8 protein-coding genes are annotated in these 16648 nt (G+C 70.6%); 6 read left to right on the forward strand and 2 right to left on the reverse strand.

The window, feature by feature from the left end; translation table 11 throughout:
* Positions 1-317 precede the first annotated feature (317 nt).
* From ACIRPU_RS38485 to ACIRPU_RS38510, 6 genes are all read left to right on the forward strand, one after another.
* On the forward strand, positions 318-1352 hold the full coding sequence (locus ACIRPU_RS38485) for a LacI family DNA-binding transcriptional regulator (protein ID WP_403876026.1): 1035 nt from the start codon (positions 318-320) through the stop codon (positions 1350-1352).
* A 607-nt stretch (positions 1353-1959) separates the two neighbouring features.
* The gene (locus ACIRPU_RS38490; RefSeq protein ID WP_403876030.1) at positions 1960-3054 is read left to right on the forward strand and encodes an ABC transporter substrate-binding protein; all 1095 of its coding nucleotides are present in this window, start codon (positions 1960-1962) and stop codon (positions 3052-3054) included.
* A gap of 76 nt (positions 3055-3130) precedes the next feature.
* Positions 3131-4690: a sugar ABC transporter ATP-binding protein gene (locus ACIRPU_RS38495; protein WP_403876033.1), complete on the forward strand. Its 1560-nt coding sequence runs from the start codon at positions 3131-3133 to the stop codon at positions 4688-4690.
* Positions 4683-5645, forward strand: coding sequence for an ABC transporter permease (locus ACIRPU_RS38500; RefSeq protein WP_403876036.1), 963 nt, complete (start codon positions 4683-4685; stop codon positions 5643-5645). Before ACIRPU_RS38495 ends, ACIRPU_RS38500 begins: the two co-directional genes overlap by 8 nt.
* A complete protein-coding gene (locus tag ACIRPU_RS38505; protein ID WP_403876039.1) occupies positions 5642-6676 on the forward strand; it encodes an ABC transporter permease in 1035 nt (344 codons plus the stop codon). Before ACIRPU_RS38500 ends, ACIRPU_RS38505 begins: the two co-directional genes overlap by 4 nt.
* Before the next feature lie 123 nt (positions 6677-6799).
* Entirely contained in the window at positions 6800-9163 is a 2364-nt protein-coding gene (locus ACIRPU_RS38510; RefSeq protein ID WP_403876042.1) for an AbfB domain-containing protein, read from the forward strand.
* 98 nt (positions 9164-9261) lie between these two features.
* Here ACIRPU_RS38510 and ACIRPU_RS38515 read toward each other — a convergent pair whose 3' ends face one another.
* Both ACIRPU_RS38515 and ACIRPU_RS38520 read right to left on the reverse strand, forming a co-directional pair.
* A complete protein-coding gene (locus ACIRPU_RS38515) occupies positions 9262-12537 on the reverse strand; it encodes a LamG-like jellyroll fold domain-containing protein (protein WP_403876045.1) in 3276 nt (1091 codons plus the stop codon).
* Positions 12538-12912: 375 nt separating this feature from the next.
* Positions 12913-16341: a CARDB domain-containing protein gene (locus ACIRPU_RS38520; RefSeq protein WP_403876048.1), complete on the reverse strand. Its 3429-nt coding sequence runs from the start codon at positions 16339-16341 to the stop codon at positions 12913-12915.
* Positions 16342-16648: the final 307 nt, after the last annotated feature.

A 16648-nucleotide genomic window follows, 5' to 3' on the forward strand; every position in this document is an offset into this window, starting at 1 on the left:
GAGGCCGACGGCCAGGGCAGCGGCGAATGGCGACCGTTGGGAGCACGTCTCAGGGGAAACTGTAGTCGAGGGGCAGACGCGGGGCGCGTCGGCCATGAGGCCGGAACACGGCAGGAGCCGCGGACGTCCTGGTACAGCCCGCCGGGCGGACGCGTGCGCCCCGTGCGAGCGCCGTGCGGCACCTGCCTTGTCAGTGTGGCGAGAACGCCTGTATAACGTTGTAAAAGTCAAGCATGGGGGCTCGGCGCTCGCCCACGGTGACGACCCCGTAGCCGCACCGGCCGTCGATCCGTCGGGACGCTGCGAAAGGGAATGCCGTGCGGGTCAGCCTCAAGGACGTCGCCGCGCACGCGGGGGTCTCCATCAAGACCGTCTCCAACGTGGTGAACAACTACCAACACATCACACCCGCCATGCGCGAGCGTGTCCAGCGGTCCATCGACGTGCTCGGCTACCGGCCCAACCTGGCCGCCCGGCATCTGCGCAAGGGGCGCACGGGCATCATCGCGCTCGCCCTACCCGAACTCGGCAACCCCTACTTCGCCGAGCTGGCGGCCGCCGTCATCGACGCCGCCGCCGCGCACGAGTACATCGTGCTGCTGGACCACACCGGGGGGCACCGCGAGCAGGAGATCCTGGTCAGCCAGGGATTCCGGGCGCGGGTCATCGACGGCCTCATCCTCAGCCCCATCGAGCTCGAGACCGAGGACCTGCGTGACCGGGCGGAGAACGTACCGCTGGTGCTGCTCGGCGAACGCGACTACGACCTGCCGTACGACCACATCGCGATCGACAACGTCGCCGCCGCCCGCGCCGCCGTCCGGCATCTGAACGGGCTCGGGCGGCGGGAGGTGGCCTTCATCGGCGCCCGGCGCGGGCGCAGCGAGCCCGCGCAACTGCGCGTACGCGGCTGGCGCGAGGAGCTCACCGCGGCCGGCCTCCCGGCCGACGACGGGCTCGTCGCCGCCACCGACGGGTGGGGGCACGCGGACGGGGCGGCCGCCATGACCCGCATCCTGGACTCCGGACGGCGCCCCGACGCGGTCTTCGCCTACAACGACCCGATGGCCATCGGCGCGATGCGCGTCCTGCACGAACGGGGACTGCGCGTCCCCGAGGACATCGCCGTCGTCGGCTTCGACGACGTGGTCGAGGGACGCTTCGGCGCGGTGACCCTCACGTCGGTGTCGCCGGACAAGGCGGCCATCGGACGTCTCGCGGTCGAGTCGGTGCTGGCACGGCTCGGCGGCGACGAGGCGCCCGAGCCGCGCCGCGTCCGGGCGGAGTACAGCCTCGTGGAGCGGGAGAGCACCCTGGGGCGGGCGGCGGCGAGCGGCGACGGCCGCGGGTGACTTCCGGGGCGGTGCATGTGTGAACGACCCGTCGCCCGAACCCTCGTAAGGCTGCGTGACCCGCCCGTCGCCTCGGCAGTGTGGTCAAGTGTCCATCCCTGCCTACCATGTTGGCTGGCCAGTCACCCGCCTTCTGGCGTCCGAAGTCGGGCGATTCGCCAACTCCATCTTGTTTGACTGGCTTTGCTCTTTGCGTGTGCGGTCGTGACCGGCGTGGTCGCGGGCGGGACGACTTCGTGAGCGCGTTGTTGCCCCGACGGTGCCGCGAGGCACCTGGATTCCGCGGCCGTGCCGCGTTCCCCACCGCCACTCCTGAGACCGCAGAGGCGGCTGGTGTTCTCCGACTCGCTCGTGGCGAGCCTCGCACAGTGCGTGCACAGGGGGTTTACAGCGCTCTTCCAACGATGTAAAAACCACTGTGCGGCGGGTCGAACGACCTTTCCCGTCAGGGGAGAAGCACCTTTCTCGGCACGGCCACTGCTCGGCCATCGCACGGCTACTGCTCAGCTACCGCTCGACTACGGCCCGACCTTCCTCACCTTGCTCGACCTCTGCTCGTTCACCACCTCCCCAGTGTCCTTTCAGCGTCGTCCGGATCGGGGTCACCATGCAGCGCACCACCCACCGTCGTCGTCTTCTCGCCCGTCCCGTGGTCGTCTCCCTGGCCGCGGCGGTGGCGTTGACCGCCACCTCCTGTGCGAAGTCGGAGGACGACACGTCGAGCGACACCAAGTCCTCGGCGGCCGCCGACGCCGCGCAGAGGGTCGCCTCGCCCGCGCCGGGCGGCAAGACCTGCACCGTCGACGCCTACGGCGGTGAGAAGTCGGACCTCAAGAACGCCACCGTCGGCTTCTCCCAGTCCGAGAAGGAAGCCAACCCGTTCCGCATCGCCGAGACGCAGTCCATCAAGGACGAGGCGAAGAAGCGGGGCGTCAAGCTGCTGACGGCCAACGCCCAGTCGCAGTTCTCCAAGCAGATCAGCGACGTCCAGGACCTGTTGGCCAAGGGCGCCGACCTGCTGGTCATCGCCCCGCTCAACTCCGACGGCTGGGACCCGGTGCTCCAGGCCGCCGCGGCCAAGAAGGTCCCGATCGTCACGATCGACCGCAAGATCAACGCCACGGCCTGCAAGGACTACGTCTCCTTCATCGCCTCCGACTTCGTCGAGCAGGGCCGGCGCGCCGCCGACCAGATGATCGAGGCGACCGGCGGCAAGGGCGAAGTCGCGATCCTGCTCGGCTCGGCCGGAAACAACGTCACCACCGAACGCACCAAGGGCTTCAAGGACCGGATCGCCGAGAAGGCGCCGGACCTGAAGGTGGTCTTCGAGCAGACCGGTGACTTCGCCCGCGAGAAGGGCCAGCAGGTCACCGAGCAGCTCATCCAGTCGAAGCCCGGCATCAAGGGGATCTACGCCGAGAACGACGAGATGGGCCTGGGCGCGGTAGCCGCGCTGAAGGGCGCCGGCAAGAAGGCGGGCGACGTCGAGATCGTCACCGTGGACGGCACCCGCAACGCGGTCCAGGGCGTCGTGGACGGCTGGATCAGCGGCGTCGTCGAGTCCAACCCGCGCTTCGGGCCGCTGGCCTTCCAGACGCTGGACACCTTCACCCAGGGCGAGAGCGTCGCGCAGGACATCGTCATCGAGGACGGTGCCTACACCACGGACAACGCCAAGGCAGGGATCGGCAGGGCCTACTGACCGGCCGTCAGGGGCTCGCCCGCCGTGGGCCCCTCCCGCTCTCCGTCACTTCCTGCATCGCATCCTGGAGGCACAGGTGGCACCCCCCGCCGAAGTGCTCGCCGTCCGCGGACTGAGCAAGACCTTCCCCGGCGTCCGGGCTCTGGACGACGTGGACCTGACCCTGCGCGCCGGTGAGGTCCACGCCCTGATCGGCGAGAACGGCGCCGGCAAGTCGACCCTCATCAAACTCCTCACCGGCGTGTACCGGCCCGACGCCGGCGAGATCGTCTTCCAGGGCCGCAAGGCCTCCTTCACCACCCCGCTGGAGGCCCAGAAGGCCGGAATCTCGACCATCTACCAAGAGGTCAACCTGATCCCGCTGCTCAGCGTGGCCCGCAACCTGTTCCTCGGCCGCGAGCCGCGCAACCGGTTCGGCGTGCTGGACATGGGCCGTATGAACCGCGAGGCCGAACGGACCCTGAGCACCTACGGGGTGCGGGTGGACGTCCGCAGGCCGCTGCGCACCCTCGGGGTCGGCGCCCAGCAGATGGTCGCCCTGGCCCGCGCGGTCGCCACCGAGGCGCGCGTCGTCGTCATGGACGAACCGACCTCCTCCCTCGAACCGCGTGAGGTCGAGACCCTGTTCTCGGTGATCCGGGGCCTGCGGGACGCCGGCATCGCGGTCGTCTACGTCAGCCACCGCCTGGACGAGCTGTACGCCGTGTGCGGCACCGTCACCGTCCTGCGCGACGGCCGACGGGTGCACCACGGCCGGCTCGCCGACCTCGACCGTCTCTCCCTGGTGTCCACGATGCTCGGCCGGGACCTGGGGGAGGTCCGCGCGGAGGGCCTCACCAAGTTCACCGGCGACCACGGCACGGCCGACGCCGAACCGGTGCTCACCGCCTCGGACCTGACGGTCCCGCACAAGCTGCACGGCGTCTCCCTGAACATCCGTCCCGGCGAGGTCGTCGGCCTCGGCGGACTGCTCGGCTCCGGACGCACCGAGACCGCGAAGACCATCGCCGGCGCGCTGCCCGCACGCTCGGGCGGCGTCACGGTGGCCGGTGTGCCGCTGCGCCCCGGCTCGACCCCGGCGGCCATCCGCGCGGGGATCAGCCTGCTGCCCGAGGACCGCAAGAGCGAGGGCATCGTCCCCGGTCTGTCGGTGCGCGAGAACATCGCGCTGGCCGTGCTGCCCCGGCTCTCCCGCTTCGGTCTGGTCTCCGAGGCCCGCGTCGACAACGTCGTCGACACCTTCATCGAGCGGCTGCGCATCAAGGCGTCCTCACCGCACCAGAAGGTGGGCGAACTCTCCGGCGGGAACCAGCAGAAGGTGCTGCTCGCCCGGTGGCTCGCGATGAACCCCAAGGTGCTGCTGCTCGACGAGCCCACCCGGGGCATCGACGTAGGCGCCAAGGCCGAAGTGCAGAAACTCGTCGACGAACTGGCCGCCGACGGCCTGGGCGTCCTGCTCATCTCCTCCGACCTGGAGGAACTCATCGAAGGGTCCGACCGCGTGGTCGTACTGAAGGACGGCGCCGTCGTCGGCGAGCTGACCGGCGACGACGTCACGGAGGACAGGCTCATGCGGACCATCGCCGGGGACACCCCCACGCGGGACGCCGGCGAGGAGGCGAACGTCGATGGCTGAAGTCGCCCTCCGCAGCGCTCCGTTGGACAGGACCCGAGTCCTGCGATGGCTCCAGGCCTACGGCGTCTACGCCGGTGTGGCGGCGCTGCTCGGCGTCAACACCCTCATCACCCCGCACTTCCTGACCGCGGAGAACTTCCGCACCCAGGCCGTCCAGGTCGCCCCCGTCGTCATCGTCGCCCTGGGCATGGCCCTGGTCATCGGCACCGAGGGCGTCGACCTGTCGGTGGGCGCCGTGATGGCGCTGGCGGCCTCCGTGACCGCCCTCTACCTCGGCTACGGTCTGCTGCCCGCGCTGCTGGCGGTCGCGCTGTTCGCCGCGGCGGTCGGGCTGGCCAACGGCGCGCTCGTCGCGTTCGTCGGGGTGCAGCCGATCGTCGCCACGCTGGCGCTCATGGTCGGCGGCCGGGGAGTCGCCCTGGTGCTGCTGCCGCAGCTGAAGGACCTGCGCAACCCCTCGCTGGCCTCCCTGGGCTCGGGCGACGTCCTCGGCATCCCCTACCTGATCCTCATCGCCGCGTCCCTGGCCCTGCTGGTGGCGTTCGTGGTGCGCCGCACCACCTTCGGACGCCAGCTCCTCGCCATCGGCGACAGCCGCCCCGCCGCCCAGCTCGCCGGCCTGCCCGTGCGCCGCGTGCTGATCACCGTGTACGTCGCCTGCGCGCTCCTCGCGGCGGTCGCGGGCGTACTGGCCACCGCCCGTCTCCAGGCCAGCGATCCCACCTCGCTGGGCAACCTGATGGAGCTGTCCGCCATCACCGCGGTCGTCGTCGGCGGGACCCCGCTGACCGGGGGCCGGGTCAACATCGGCGGCACCGTGGCGGGAGCCGTCCTCATCCAGCTCCTCACCGCCACCCTCATCAAGCACGATCTACCACCCTCCTGGACCCAGATCGCCCAGGCCATCGTGATCGTCGCCGCGGTCTACGCGGCACGGGGACGGGGACGGCGTTGACCACGACGAACACGGACGCACCCGTGACCACTGCCGGCATCGAACCGCCCAAGGACGCCCGCCCGGTGGGCTCCGTACGCTCCGAACGCCTGAGCGCCCTCGTCCAGCAGCACGGCGCGCTCGCCGTCCTGCTGATCGTGTCCCTGGTGGCGTCGTTCTCCTTCGACTCCTTCGCCACCGGCGACAACATCGGCAACATGGCGACCAGTTCGGCCTTCCTGGCGATCGTCGCCCTCGGCATGACCTTCGTCATCATCACCGGCGGAATCGACCTGTCCGTCGGCTCCCTGTTCGCCCTCGGCGGCGTCCTGGCGGCCTGGGGATCGCGCCACGGCACGCTGGTCGCCCTGCTGCTGCCGCTCACGGTCTGCGGACTGATCGGCGTGGTCAACGGCCTGCTGGTGGCCCGCTCCCGCCTCGCGCCCTTCATCGTCACCCTCGCCGCCATGCTCGGCGCGCGCGGACTGATGCTGGCGCTCACCGACGAGGGCGCCGACACCTATCTCATCGGCAAGGACTCCTTCCTGGCCGAGCTCGGCCAGGGCAGCACCCTCGGCCTCGCCAACCCGGTGTGGATCACACTGGCCCTGTTCGTCGCCGGAGCCGTCGTCCTGCGCCGGACCCGCTTCGGGCAGCACGTCTACGCGGTCGGCGGCAACGAGGACGCCGCCGCCCTGATGGGTGCGCCGGTGGCCCGCACCAAGATCCTCGTCTACGCCCTGTCGGGACTGCTCACCGGACTGGCGGGCGCCCTCAACGCCGCCTGGCTCGCCTCCGGCGTGACCATCCTCGGCAGCGGCATGGAACTGGAGGCCATCTCCGCCGTCGTCATCGGCGGCACCCTGCTGACCGGCGGGCTCGGCTACGTCAGCGGCTCGCTGGTCGGGGTCCTGCTGCTGAAGGTGATCCAGAACGTCATCAACCAGATCGGCTCGCTCGACTCCTCCTACCAGCAGGTCGTCAGCGGCGCGTTCCTGGCGGTGGTCGTCATCGCCCAGACCTGGCTCGGCCGCCGCCGACAACTCATGTGACCAGCCCCGAACCAGCCCCGAGCAGCCCCCGAACCAGCCCCGAACAAGCCCCAGGCGGTCGGATCTCCCCCGGCCGCCTGCCGCACGCGCACGTCTCCCCACCCCACGAGTCAAGGAGGCACGATGCGTCGAGTCCCCGCAGGCCGAAAGCCGTTCGCCTGGCTGAGGCGGCGAGGGCGGTGGGCCACCACCGCGCTCGCCGCGCTCACCCTGGTCGGCGGCACGGCACTGACGGCCACCGCCCCCGCGGCCGCCGCCGCGCAGGCGTGGACGCCCAAGCCGTCGCCGATGACCACCCCGTGGACGAACCAGGTCCCCACCGACACCCCCCTCCCCGAATATCCGCGCCCGCAACTGACCCGCCCGGACTGGGCCAACCTCAACGGCATCTGGGACTTCGCCGTCACCTCGGCGGACGCCGGACAGCCCGCCTCGTTCACCGAACAGATCCGGGTCCCGTTCGTCGCCGAGTCCGCGCTCTCCGGCATCCAGCGCAAGATCAGCCAGAACGACAAGCTCTGGTACAAGCGCACTTTCACCGTCCCGTCGAACTGGAACGGCCGCCGCGTCCAGCTCAACTTCGGCGCCGCCGACTGGCGTACGACCGTCTGGGTCAACGGCCGCCAGGCCGGAGCCGCCCACAGTGGCGGCTACGACGCCTTCTCCTACGACATCACCGACCTGCTGAACGGCGGCGCCAACACCCTCGTCGTCTCGGTCTGGGACCCCACCCAGACCGGCTCCCAGGCGGTCGGCAAGCAGCGCATCAACGACGTGACCCCGCACGCCGGCGGCGGCATCTTCTACACCGCCGCGTCCGGCCTCTGGCAGACGGTGTGGCTGGAGCCGACCGCGCCCGCGTACATCAGCCGCCTCGACCTGGTCCCGGACCCGGCGAACAGCCGCCTCAAGGTGACCGTCCGAGGGGCCGGGACCAGCGGCCACCAGGCCCGCGTCACGGTCTCCACCGGCGGCGTCACCGTGGGCACGGCCACCGGCGCCGTCGGCGCCGAGTTCACCGTGCCCGTCCCGAACCCGCACCTGTGGAGCCCGGACGACCCGTTCCTCTACGACGTCAGGGCCGACCTGCTCTCCGGCACCACCACCGTCGACTCGGCCGGCAGCTACACCGGCATGCGCACCATCGGCCTGGCCGGCGTGGGGGGCATGCAACGCCCGGTCCTCAACGGGAAGTTCGTCTTCCAGACCGGCACCCTCGACCAGGGCTACTGGCCGGACGGCATCTACACCGCGCCCACCGACGCGGCCCTGAAGCACGACCTCCAGAAGCACAAGGACCTGGGCTTCAACATGGTCCGCAAACACATCAAGGTCGAACCGCAGCGCTGGTTCTACTGGGCCGACCGGCTCGGCCTGCTCGTCTGGCAGGACATGCCGGCCATGGACCTGCGCACCCCCGACACCGCGGCGCGCACCCAGTGGGAGGCCGAGTACGACCGCGTCATCGACCAGCACCGCAGCTCACCTTCCCTGGTGATGTGGGTCGACCAGAACGAGGGCTGGGGCCAGTACGACCAGGCCCGCATCGCCGCCAAGGTCAAGGCGTACGACCCGACACGCCTGGTGAACAACATGAGCGGCGCCAACTGCTGCGGCTCCGTGGACGGCGGCAACGGCGACGTGGTCGACCATCACGTCTACGTGGGTCCCGGCACCACCGTGCCCACCGCCACCCGGGCCGCCGTGCTCGGCGAGTTCGGCGGGCTCGGGTTCAAGGTCGCCGGACACGAGTGGTACCCGGGCGGCGGCTTCAGCTACGAGGACCAGCCCGACCTCGCCCACCTCGACAACCGGTTCGTGGGCCTGCTGGACGCGATCCGCGAGGTGCGCATGCCGCGCGGCCTGTCCGCGTCGGTCTACACCGAGATCACCGACGTCGAGAACGAGGCCAACGGCCTGCTGACCTACGACCGTCAGGTGGTCAAGGTCGACGAGGCCCGGGTCAGGGCCGCCAACCGCGCGCTCATCGACGCGTCCCAGGCCTCGACCACCCCGGTCACCCTGCCCGTCGGCCAGTACAGGTCCCTGCGGGTGACGACACCCGGCTACACCGACCGGTACCTGCGCCACAGGGACGGCGCGGGCTTCACCGACGTCGTCACCGGTGGCAGCGACGCGTTGCTGAAGAACGACGCCACCTGGAAGATCGTTTCCGGCCTGGCCGACAGCGGCTGCTACAGCTTCGAGTCGCGCAACTACCCCGGCCAGTACCTCCGCCACCGCGAGTACCGCGTGTACAAGGAGTCCGGCAGCACCGACGTGTTCCGGGCCGACGCCACCTTCTGCCCCGTGCGGGGCGCGAACGGCGTCGTGCGGCTGTCGGCGTACAACTTCCCCGAGCAGTATCTGCGCCACTACAACGCCGAGTTGTGGCTGGCCACCCCGGGCGGCACACACACCTGGGACAGTCCCGCCCTGTTCACCGAGGACACCACATGGTCCGTGGAGACACCCTGGGCGCCATGACCCCGCAGTGACCGGCGAAGGCAGCGGCCCCGGCGGCGGGGGAGACCTTCCTCCCGCCACCGGGACCCTGGGTGAACCCACCACTTCGCGGACACGACCTAGGGGTTCTCCACCGTGTGGAGGGCGGTCACCTCCTCTGTGGTCAGTGCCCGGTCCACGGCGTGGACCTCGTCGACCGCACCGTTCCAGAAGTCGACGTTCGCGCCGTTCCAGTGGGCGCGCCCCACGGTCAGTGGACCGGTGCTCGCTAGTGCGGAGCCGCCGGTGGCCGTCGCCGCGAGTTTTCCGTCGACGTACAGCCGGATCTGGTTGCTCGTGGCGTCCCGCACGCCGACCAGGTGGTACCAGCGGCCCGTCTCCGCGGCGACGGCGACCTGGGCGCGGTGTTCGCCGGGCGTGCTGAAGGCGAACGTGCCGTGTCCGTACTGGAGGTAGAAGGAGTTGACGGGGGCGCGGGAGTCCTGACTGACCGCGGTGGCGTAGTTGCCGGGGATCGCGTCGAGCCGCACCCAGGCGGACACCGAGTAGCTGCCGCTGGTGTCGAGCACGGGTCCGGCGGACTCGGCGTACTGCTTCTGGCCGTCGAATTTCAGGGCGCTGCCGCTGACGCCGGGGGTCCAGGAGGCGCCCTCGCGGAGCGTGAGAGGCCTGGCGTTCGGGCCCTCGTCCCGCGCGGTGGTGCCGGTGCCCTCGTCGAGGCTCCAGTGCCCGCCGCCCTTCAGCGGGCCCTCGCGGCCCGCGGCGGCGCCGGCGGCGATCACCTCGCGGTTGACCTTCCGCACCTGGACCGGATCGACCTTGATCTCGCGTCGGTCGTAGGTGTACAGGCCGTTCAGCTCGTTCTCCAGGTCGGTGACCTGCGTGTACACCGAACCCGACAGTTCCGCGCCGGCCTGCTCGACATAGAACTGCTCGGTGTTCTCGACGTACTTGCGGGTCAGCTCCTCCTTGGTCTCGACGCCGCTGTAGATCACCGTCGGGGCGCCCGGCCACATGTGGCCCGGGGTGCGCAGGACGAAGCCGCCGTGCTCGCCGTCCATCGCGGCCCGGCCGTCGTCGGGGAAGGCGGGGTCGGTGTTGTTGTAGTCGTGGTGGTCGATGATGTCGCCCTTGCCCGAGTCACCCTTGGAGTTACAGCAGTTGACACCGCTGTGGGCGTTGACGACACGGGACGGGTCGGCGGCCTGGACGGACTCGGCGATGCGGCCGGTCTCCTCACGGCTCCATTCGCCCCAGCCCTCGTTGAAGACGATCCAGCCGATGACGGAGGGCGAGTCGTGGTGCTGGCGCACGATCTCCTCGCCCTGGTCGACGAACGCCTTCCGGCCGCTTTCGTCGGTGAGGTTCCCGGAGACGAAGTCCTGCCAGACCAGCAGGCCGAGCCGGTCGGCGTGGTAGAACCAGCGCTGCGGTTCGACCTTGATGTGCTTGCGGACGGCGTTGAAGCCCAGCCTCTTGTGCGCCTTCAGGTCGAAGGCGAGGGCTTCGTCGCTGGGCGCGGTGTAGAGGCCGTCGGGCCAGAATCCCTGGTCGAGCGTGGCGAGGGAGAAGATCGGCTTGCCGTTGAGGACGAGCTTCTCGAACCCGCCCACCTTCTCGATGCCGACCTCGCGCATGCCGAAGTAGCTGCCGACCCGGTCGGTGGACCTGCCGTCGGTGAGCGTGACGTCGAGGTCGTAGAGGTAGGGGTCGTCGGGGCTCCACAGATGCTGTTTCGCCACCGGCAGGCGCAGTTCCTCGCCGACGGCTCCGGTGACCTTGCCGACGACCTTGCCGCGGGTGTCGCGGGCGACGGCCCGGACCTTGGCGGTGGGGGAGGCGTTCTCGGAGTTCACGGTCACCGCGAGGGTGCCGGTGTCGATGTCGGGCGTGGTGACGATGCCCTCGATCGAGGCCGGCGCCACGGGTTCCATCCACACGGTCTGCCAGATGCCGGACGTCTGGGTGTAGAAGATGCCGCCCGGGTTCGTGGACTGTTTGCCCGTGGGCTGGTCGGCGCCTCCGGTGTCGGTGACGGCGACGATGACCTCCTGCGGGCCGGCGGCCTTGAGGGCGTCGGTGATGTCGACGCCGAACGCGTTGTAGCCACCGGTGTGTTCGGTGACCTTCGTGCCGTTCACGTACACGCTCGCCTGGTAGTCGACGGCGCCGAAGTTGAGCTTGAGCCGGTTGGCCCGGCCGCCCTTGCCGACCTTCCAGCTCTTCGGGACGTCGACGAGCCTGCGGTAGAACATGTGGTCCTCGTGCCGCTCCAGGCCGGACAGCTGGGACTCGACCGGGAACGGCACGATGATCTTCTCGTCGAGCTTCTTCCCGAAGTCCGGCTGCTCGCCCGCCTCGGCCGCGCCGAACTGCCAAGGGCCGTTGAGGTTCCGCCACTTGGACCGCACCTGCTGGGGGCGCGGGTACTCCGGCAGCGGGTGCTCGGCGTCGAGTGCGTCACCCCACTCGGTGGTGAGCCGGTGGATGGAGGCGTTGTCGGCGTACCGGATGACCTTCGGCACGCTCTCGCCGTCGGCCGTCAGTCCGCCTTCACCGTCGTAGGAGGCCCTGACCAGCTGGTTCTTCTGGATCGGCTCCGCGAGGTCGACGTACAGGGAGGCGGGATCACCGGGGACGGCCGTCACCGCCTCGATCGGCATGGCGGTCGTGTCGGCCTCGACCTTCAGATGGTCCTTGAGGCCCTGGAGCCGGCCCACCCTGCCTTCGAACCGGGCGCGCAGCCGCCGCCCGTTCTCGGCGACGGACATCTCGACCGGGTACACCTCGAAGTCGGCCGGCGGGGTGAACGCGGACATCGGCACGATCTGTTTGGGCATCGTCGGCGTCGACCAGCGCAGGTACATGTTGGCGCCGCCGGTGTCCTGGAACAGTTCCAGACGGAAGTCGTGCTGCTCGCCGGCGGTCAGCCGGACGGCGGCGCTGGTCTGCTCGCGGTCCCAGTCGCCCACCCAGTGGTCGATGACCGGCTCGCCGTCGATGAAGAGCCGGAAGCCGTTGTCGCCGATGGCGTGGAAGGTGTAGTCACCGGTGGCCGGTGCCTCGATCCGGCCTGTCCAGCGCGCGGTGGTGTGCTCGGTCCTGCCGGTCAACTCCTGGAAGGTGCCGGTCAGTCCGGAGAAGTTGATCTGCGGGTCGAGGAGGGTGCCGCCGAGTCGGTCGAAGTCCCGGGCGCCGGGCGCCGACATGCTGAAGTACTCGCCCTTCAGCCCGTGTGTCTCGACGGCCGCCTGTTCGGCGGCGGGGGCCGACGCGCCGCTCGGCGGCTCCGCGGCCGCCGCGGTGGGAAGCAGCCCGCTCGGGGGCAGGAGCAGGGCCACCGCGGCGAGCAGCGCCCACATTCTGGCTCTGGGGCGGGTGTCGTGTCGTGTCATCGAGCCCTTCCTCGTACGGAGGCCGTGACCACGCCCGGCGGGCGTGAGGGCTCCTGGCGGGGAGCCCGGGGAGGACAACTGCACACCGGTGACGGGACGCTCGGTCGGGCGGCCTTTTCAACGTTGGAAATTCTGTGACAGCGGTATGACAGCACGCGCACAGGGGAGTGTCCAGACCTCGCGCAGCACTCTGTCGCCCTGCCGTCACGAGGCGCCGCGGGGGGTTCGGTACGCGTCAAGGGCGGTTTTGGGGGCGTGAGTTCGACGCGGGGCCGCGACCCACGACGACTCGGCATGGGGGCCTGGTTCCGGAGTGGTGGAGCGCAGAGGTTGCGAGGCGGTGGGCCCCCGCTGCCGGGGGCCCACCGGGCGTGCTCAGTAGGCGTCGCGTCGCCCCGCCGCCCCGTTCGGGGTGCCGGTGATCGTGAACTGCGAGCCCGGTTCGATGAGGACGTCACCCTGGGCCGAGCCGGTGATCGTCACGCCGGACAGGGTGGCGCTGCCGCGGGCGCCGCTCATCGCGAGGATGCCGGAGCCGTTGTTGGACTTGTCGATGCGCACGTTCGTGATCTTCACTCCCGGCATCGCGCCGCCACCCGTCTTGAACTGGATGCCGTCGTACGTCGAGTCGTGGATCTCGGTGTCCCGGATGGTGACGCCCGGGATGTCCTGGCCCTGCGCGAACAGGGTGATCGCGCCGAACTCCTGGTCCTCGTTCCAGAACGCGCCGCCCGTGCGGTACAGGGCGTTGCCCGCGATCAGGGTCTCCCCGGTGAAGGGCAGCGGGTCGTGGTCGGTGGCCAGCATGATGCCCGGGTAGTTCATGGTGTCGGAGACCACGTTGTTCTCGATGGTGTTGCCGTGACCGCCGTACACCGCGATGCCGTTGGCCCGCCAGGGCAGTTGGATCGTGTTGTTGCGGAAGTGGTTGTCGTGGCCGACGTCCACCGAGGTGTCCTTCACGTACTTGCTGGCCCACACGGCGAGCGCGTCGTCGCCGGTGTTGCGGAAGGAGGAGTTGTAGACGGTGGAGTTGCGGGTGCCGTTGGCGAAGTTGATGCCGTCGGCGTAGGTGTCGCGGATGCGCACCCCGGTGAACTCCAACCCGTCGCCGGGGCCCCACAGTTCGGGGATGTTGGAGTAGTCGCGGCCCGCCCAGACTCCGACGTTGGCATGCTCGATCCACACGTTGGTGATCTTCGTGCCCGTTCCGAAGCGGCCGTTGAGACCGACGCCGCCCTCGGCGTTGCCGTCGCCGCCGCGGATGGTGCCCGAGCCGAAGATGGCGATGTCGGAGATCTGGGTGTTGGAGTCGATGTCGAAGCCGAAGTTGCCCTCGTGCGGGTGGTTGATGCCGCCCGCCTCCTGCGGCGGGGTCAGCGTGTACAGCTGGGAGTGCCACATGCCCGCGCCGCGGATGGTGACGTCCCGGATGCCCACCTGGTTGAACTGCCCGCGGTTCAGCGGATCGTCGGTGAGGATCTTCTGCTCCTGACGCCACTGACCGGCCGGTATCCACACACAGGAGATCTGGCCGTTCTGGTCGGCGGTGACGGCCCGCTGGAGGGCGTCGGTGTCGTCGAGGCCGTCGTTGGGCACGGCGCCGTACTCGGTGATCGAGGTGCAGCCGGCCGGCTTGGACGCGGCGGGAGCCACCTGCTCCAGGTCGACCAGGTCGATCACCTGGAAGGCGGCCGAGTCGCCCGCGTCCCGCTGGAGACGGAACACGGTGCCCGCCGGGTAGCTCTTCGACAGGAGCGCGTGGGACTCGTCGAACAGGCGCCGCGCGTCACCGCCGGGCCGGTTGGTCAGGCCCTCGGGGTCGTCGGTGGTGCCGTACAGCCAGCTGTGCTTGGACGACAGGGTCAGCTTCTGGACGAAGGCGCCGTCGGCGTACAGGCTGACGGTGGCGTCGGCGCCGCCGCCGGACGCGGAGTCCGGGACGGAGTTGCGCACCACGAGGGAGTTGGCCGCGTCGGTCGAGGTGAACTCCACGTACTGGCCGGTCGAGGTGAGCCGGACCGACTCGCGGCCCGATGACTCGGTGGCGAAGTCGGTGTGTCCGAAGGTGCGTTGGGCGTCGGTGGTGAGGAGGGCGCCGGTGTACCGCCCGTCCTCCGCCTCGTACTCGGTGTAGGGCACGGCGGCGCCGCGCCCGACCACCAGGGACTTGGCGAGGACGTTGTTGTTCTCGTCGGTCTCGGTGACGACCCCGGTGGCGTCGGCGGTCGCGGTGAGGGTCGCCCCGCCCGCGGTGGCCGTCCAGGTCCCGCCGATCGCCACGTTCACGGTGGCGTCGGGGGCCACCTGGCCGGTGGTGCCGTTCAGGGTGGTCGAGCCGGCCCGGAGCCGGGTCACCGAGCCGGCGGGAGCGGCGCTGATCCCGCGGTTGTGCACGGCGACGGTGAAGGAGACGGCCTGGCCGACGGCCGGGTCGGCCGGGCTGGTGGTGATCGAGCGCACCTCCAGGTCGGGACCGGGAGCCTGGGTGACGACCAGTCTGTTCGCGGCCGTACGGCTGTTGTTGCTGTCGTCCAGCTCCGGGACGGCGCCCCGCGGGTCGACGACGGCCGACACGCCGTAACTGCCCGCCGGGCGGGTGCCGGTGGCGACGTCCACGGTCGCCGAGGCGCCCGGGTCCAGTGCCGGAACGGCGGCGCTGCCCGCGACCGTGCCCTCCACGCTGACGTCGACGGTGGTGGCGGCGGAGCGCGCGGTGCCCGCGTTGCGCACGGTGGCCTTGACGGTGACCGCGTCCCGCTCGCTGGGCGCGGCCGGCGTCCAGTCGACGGTGGTGACCGTCAGGTCGGGGGCGGGCGCGGCGGTGCCCACGACCTGGAACTCGGCGACCTGCCCGCCGGGCGCACCGGAGTTGGCGGTGAAGTGCAGCCGTACGTCGGACCAGCGGCCGCTGACCGGGACGGTCACCGTGTTGCCGCTCGCCGGGCTGAAGGAGTACGACTTGGCGGCGGCCAGTGAGGTGAAGCCGCTCGCGGACTGCTGTCGGCCGAGGACCTGGATCGTCTGGGTGCGGGCCGCCCACACCGGGTCGGGGTTGAGCTTGACGACCACACCGCTCACGTCGGCGTCGGCGCCCAGCTTGACGGTGAGGTCCGAGGGATGACCGGCCGCCTCCCAGTACGTGGCGACGGAGTCGTCGGTGGCGTTGGCGGCCACATAGGTCTGCGCGGTGGAGGTGGCCTCGGCCGGCTTGTTGCGGGCCAGGTTGGTGCCGGCCGGCGGCGGGTCGCCCGGGTCCGTGCCGCCGTCCTCGCCGTACACCTCCAGCTCGGAGAGTTGCGCGGCGTTCCAGCCGGTGTTGCCGGAGACGTTGACGCGGACGTACCGCACGTCCGCCGGGGCGGCGAGGGCGAGGGACACCGTGTTGGCCTGGGCGGGGTCGAACACGCGGACCGCCGAGGCCGCGAGCGTGCTGAAGCCGGAGCCGTCGGCGCTGCCCTGCAACGACAGGGTCTCGTTACGGCTGCCCCACCCGGTGGGGAGCTTGAGCACCACCCGGTCCACCTCCCGGGCCGCGCCGAGGTCGACCTGCGCCCACTGCGGGAAGGACCCCGCCGGGCCCTCCCAGTAGGAGGCCTGGACGCCGTCGGTGAGGTTGCGGGCGGGGTACTCGGCGTGCGCGCCGCCCGCCGTGGCGGGGCGGCCGAGGGAGAGGTTGACGTCGCCCGCGGCGGGAGCCGCCTGGGCGGGGGATGCGAAGGCCAGCGGAAGCAGGCCGGTCGACAGGAGCGCGGCGACGACCGCGCCGGTCACGGGCCGACGGCCCGGTGGTCTCCAACTCATGAGGTCCTCTGTTCGGTCGATGAACACGGGGGAGGGCACGGCGGGTCGGCCCCGGAGGTGCGGGGAGGTGCGGGGAGGCGCGGGAGAGTGCGAGGTGCGGGGCGGAGAGGGCGGGACCGGCCCCGAGAGGGCCGGCCCGAGATGGGGGAAGCCAGCCGTGCACGCGAATTGAGTTGAACAGTCGATTCTTTGCGGAAAGTACGCCCACAGGTTTCTAGCGTGTCTCCACTTTGTCAACGGTCCTGGCAGTAGCGGGAGTTGACACGCAAGCGGCTTGCGTTCCTTGCGGATCCGCTTGCGTTATCGC

Origin of the sequence: Streptomyces sp. NPDC102259 (assembly GCF_044766465.1) — a bacterium.
Classification (GTDB): Bacteria; Actinomycetota; Actinomycetes; order Streptomycetales; family Streptomycetaceae; genus Streptomyces.

What these genes read in the sequence shown, in the direction of transcription:
- ACIRPU_RS38490 (WP_403876030.1), top strand. Translation starts at nt 1,960, where the DNA reads ATGCAGCGCACCACCCACCGTCGTCGTCTTCTCGCCCGTCCCGTGGTC.
- ACIRPU_RS38520 (WP_403876048.1), bottom strand. Translation starts at nt 16,341, where the DNA reads ATGAGTTGGAGACCACCGGGCCGTCGGCCCGTGACCGGCGCGGTCGTC.
- ACIRPU_RS38515 (WP_403876045.1), bottom strand. Translation starts at nt 12,537, where the DNA reads ATGACACGACACGACACCCGCCCCAGAGCCAGAATGTGGGCGCTGCTC.
- ACIRPU_RS38510 (WP_403876042.1), top strand. Translation starts at nt 6,800, where the DNA reads ATGCGTCGAGTCCCCGCAGGCCGAAAGCCGTTCGCCTGGCTGAGGCGG.
- ACIRPU_RS38500 (WP_403876036.1), top strand. Translation starts at nt 4,683, where the DNA reads ATGGCTGAAGTCGCCCTCCGCAGCGCTCCGTTGGACAGGACCCGAGTC.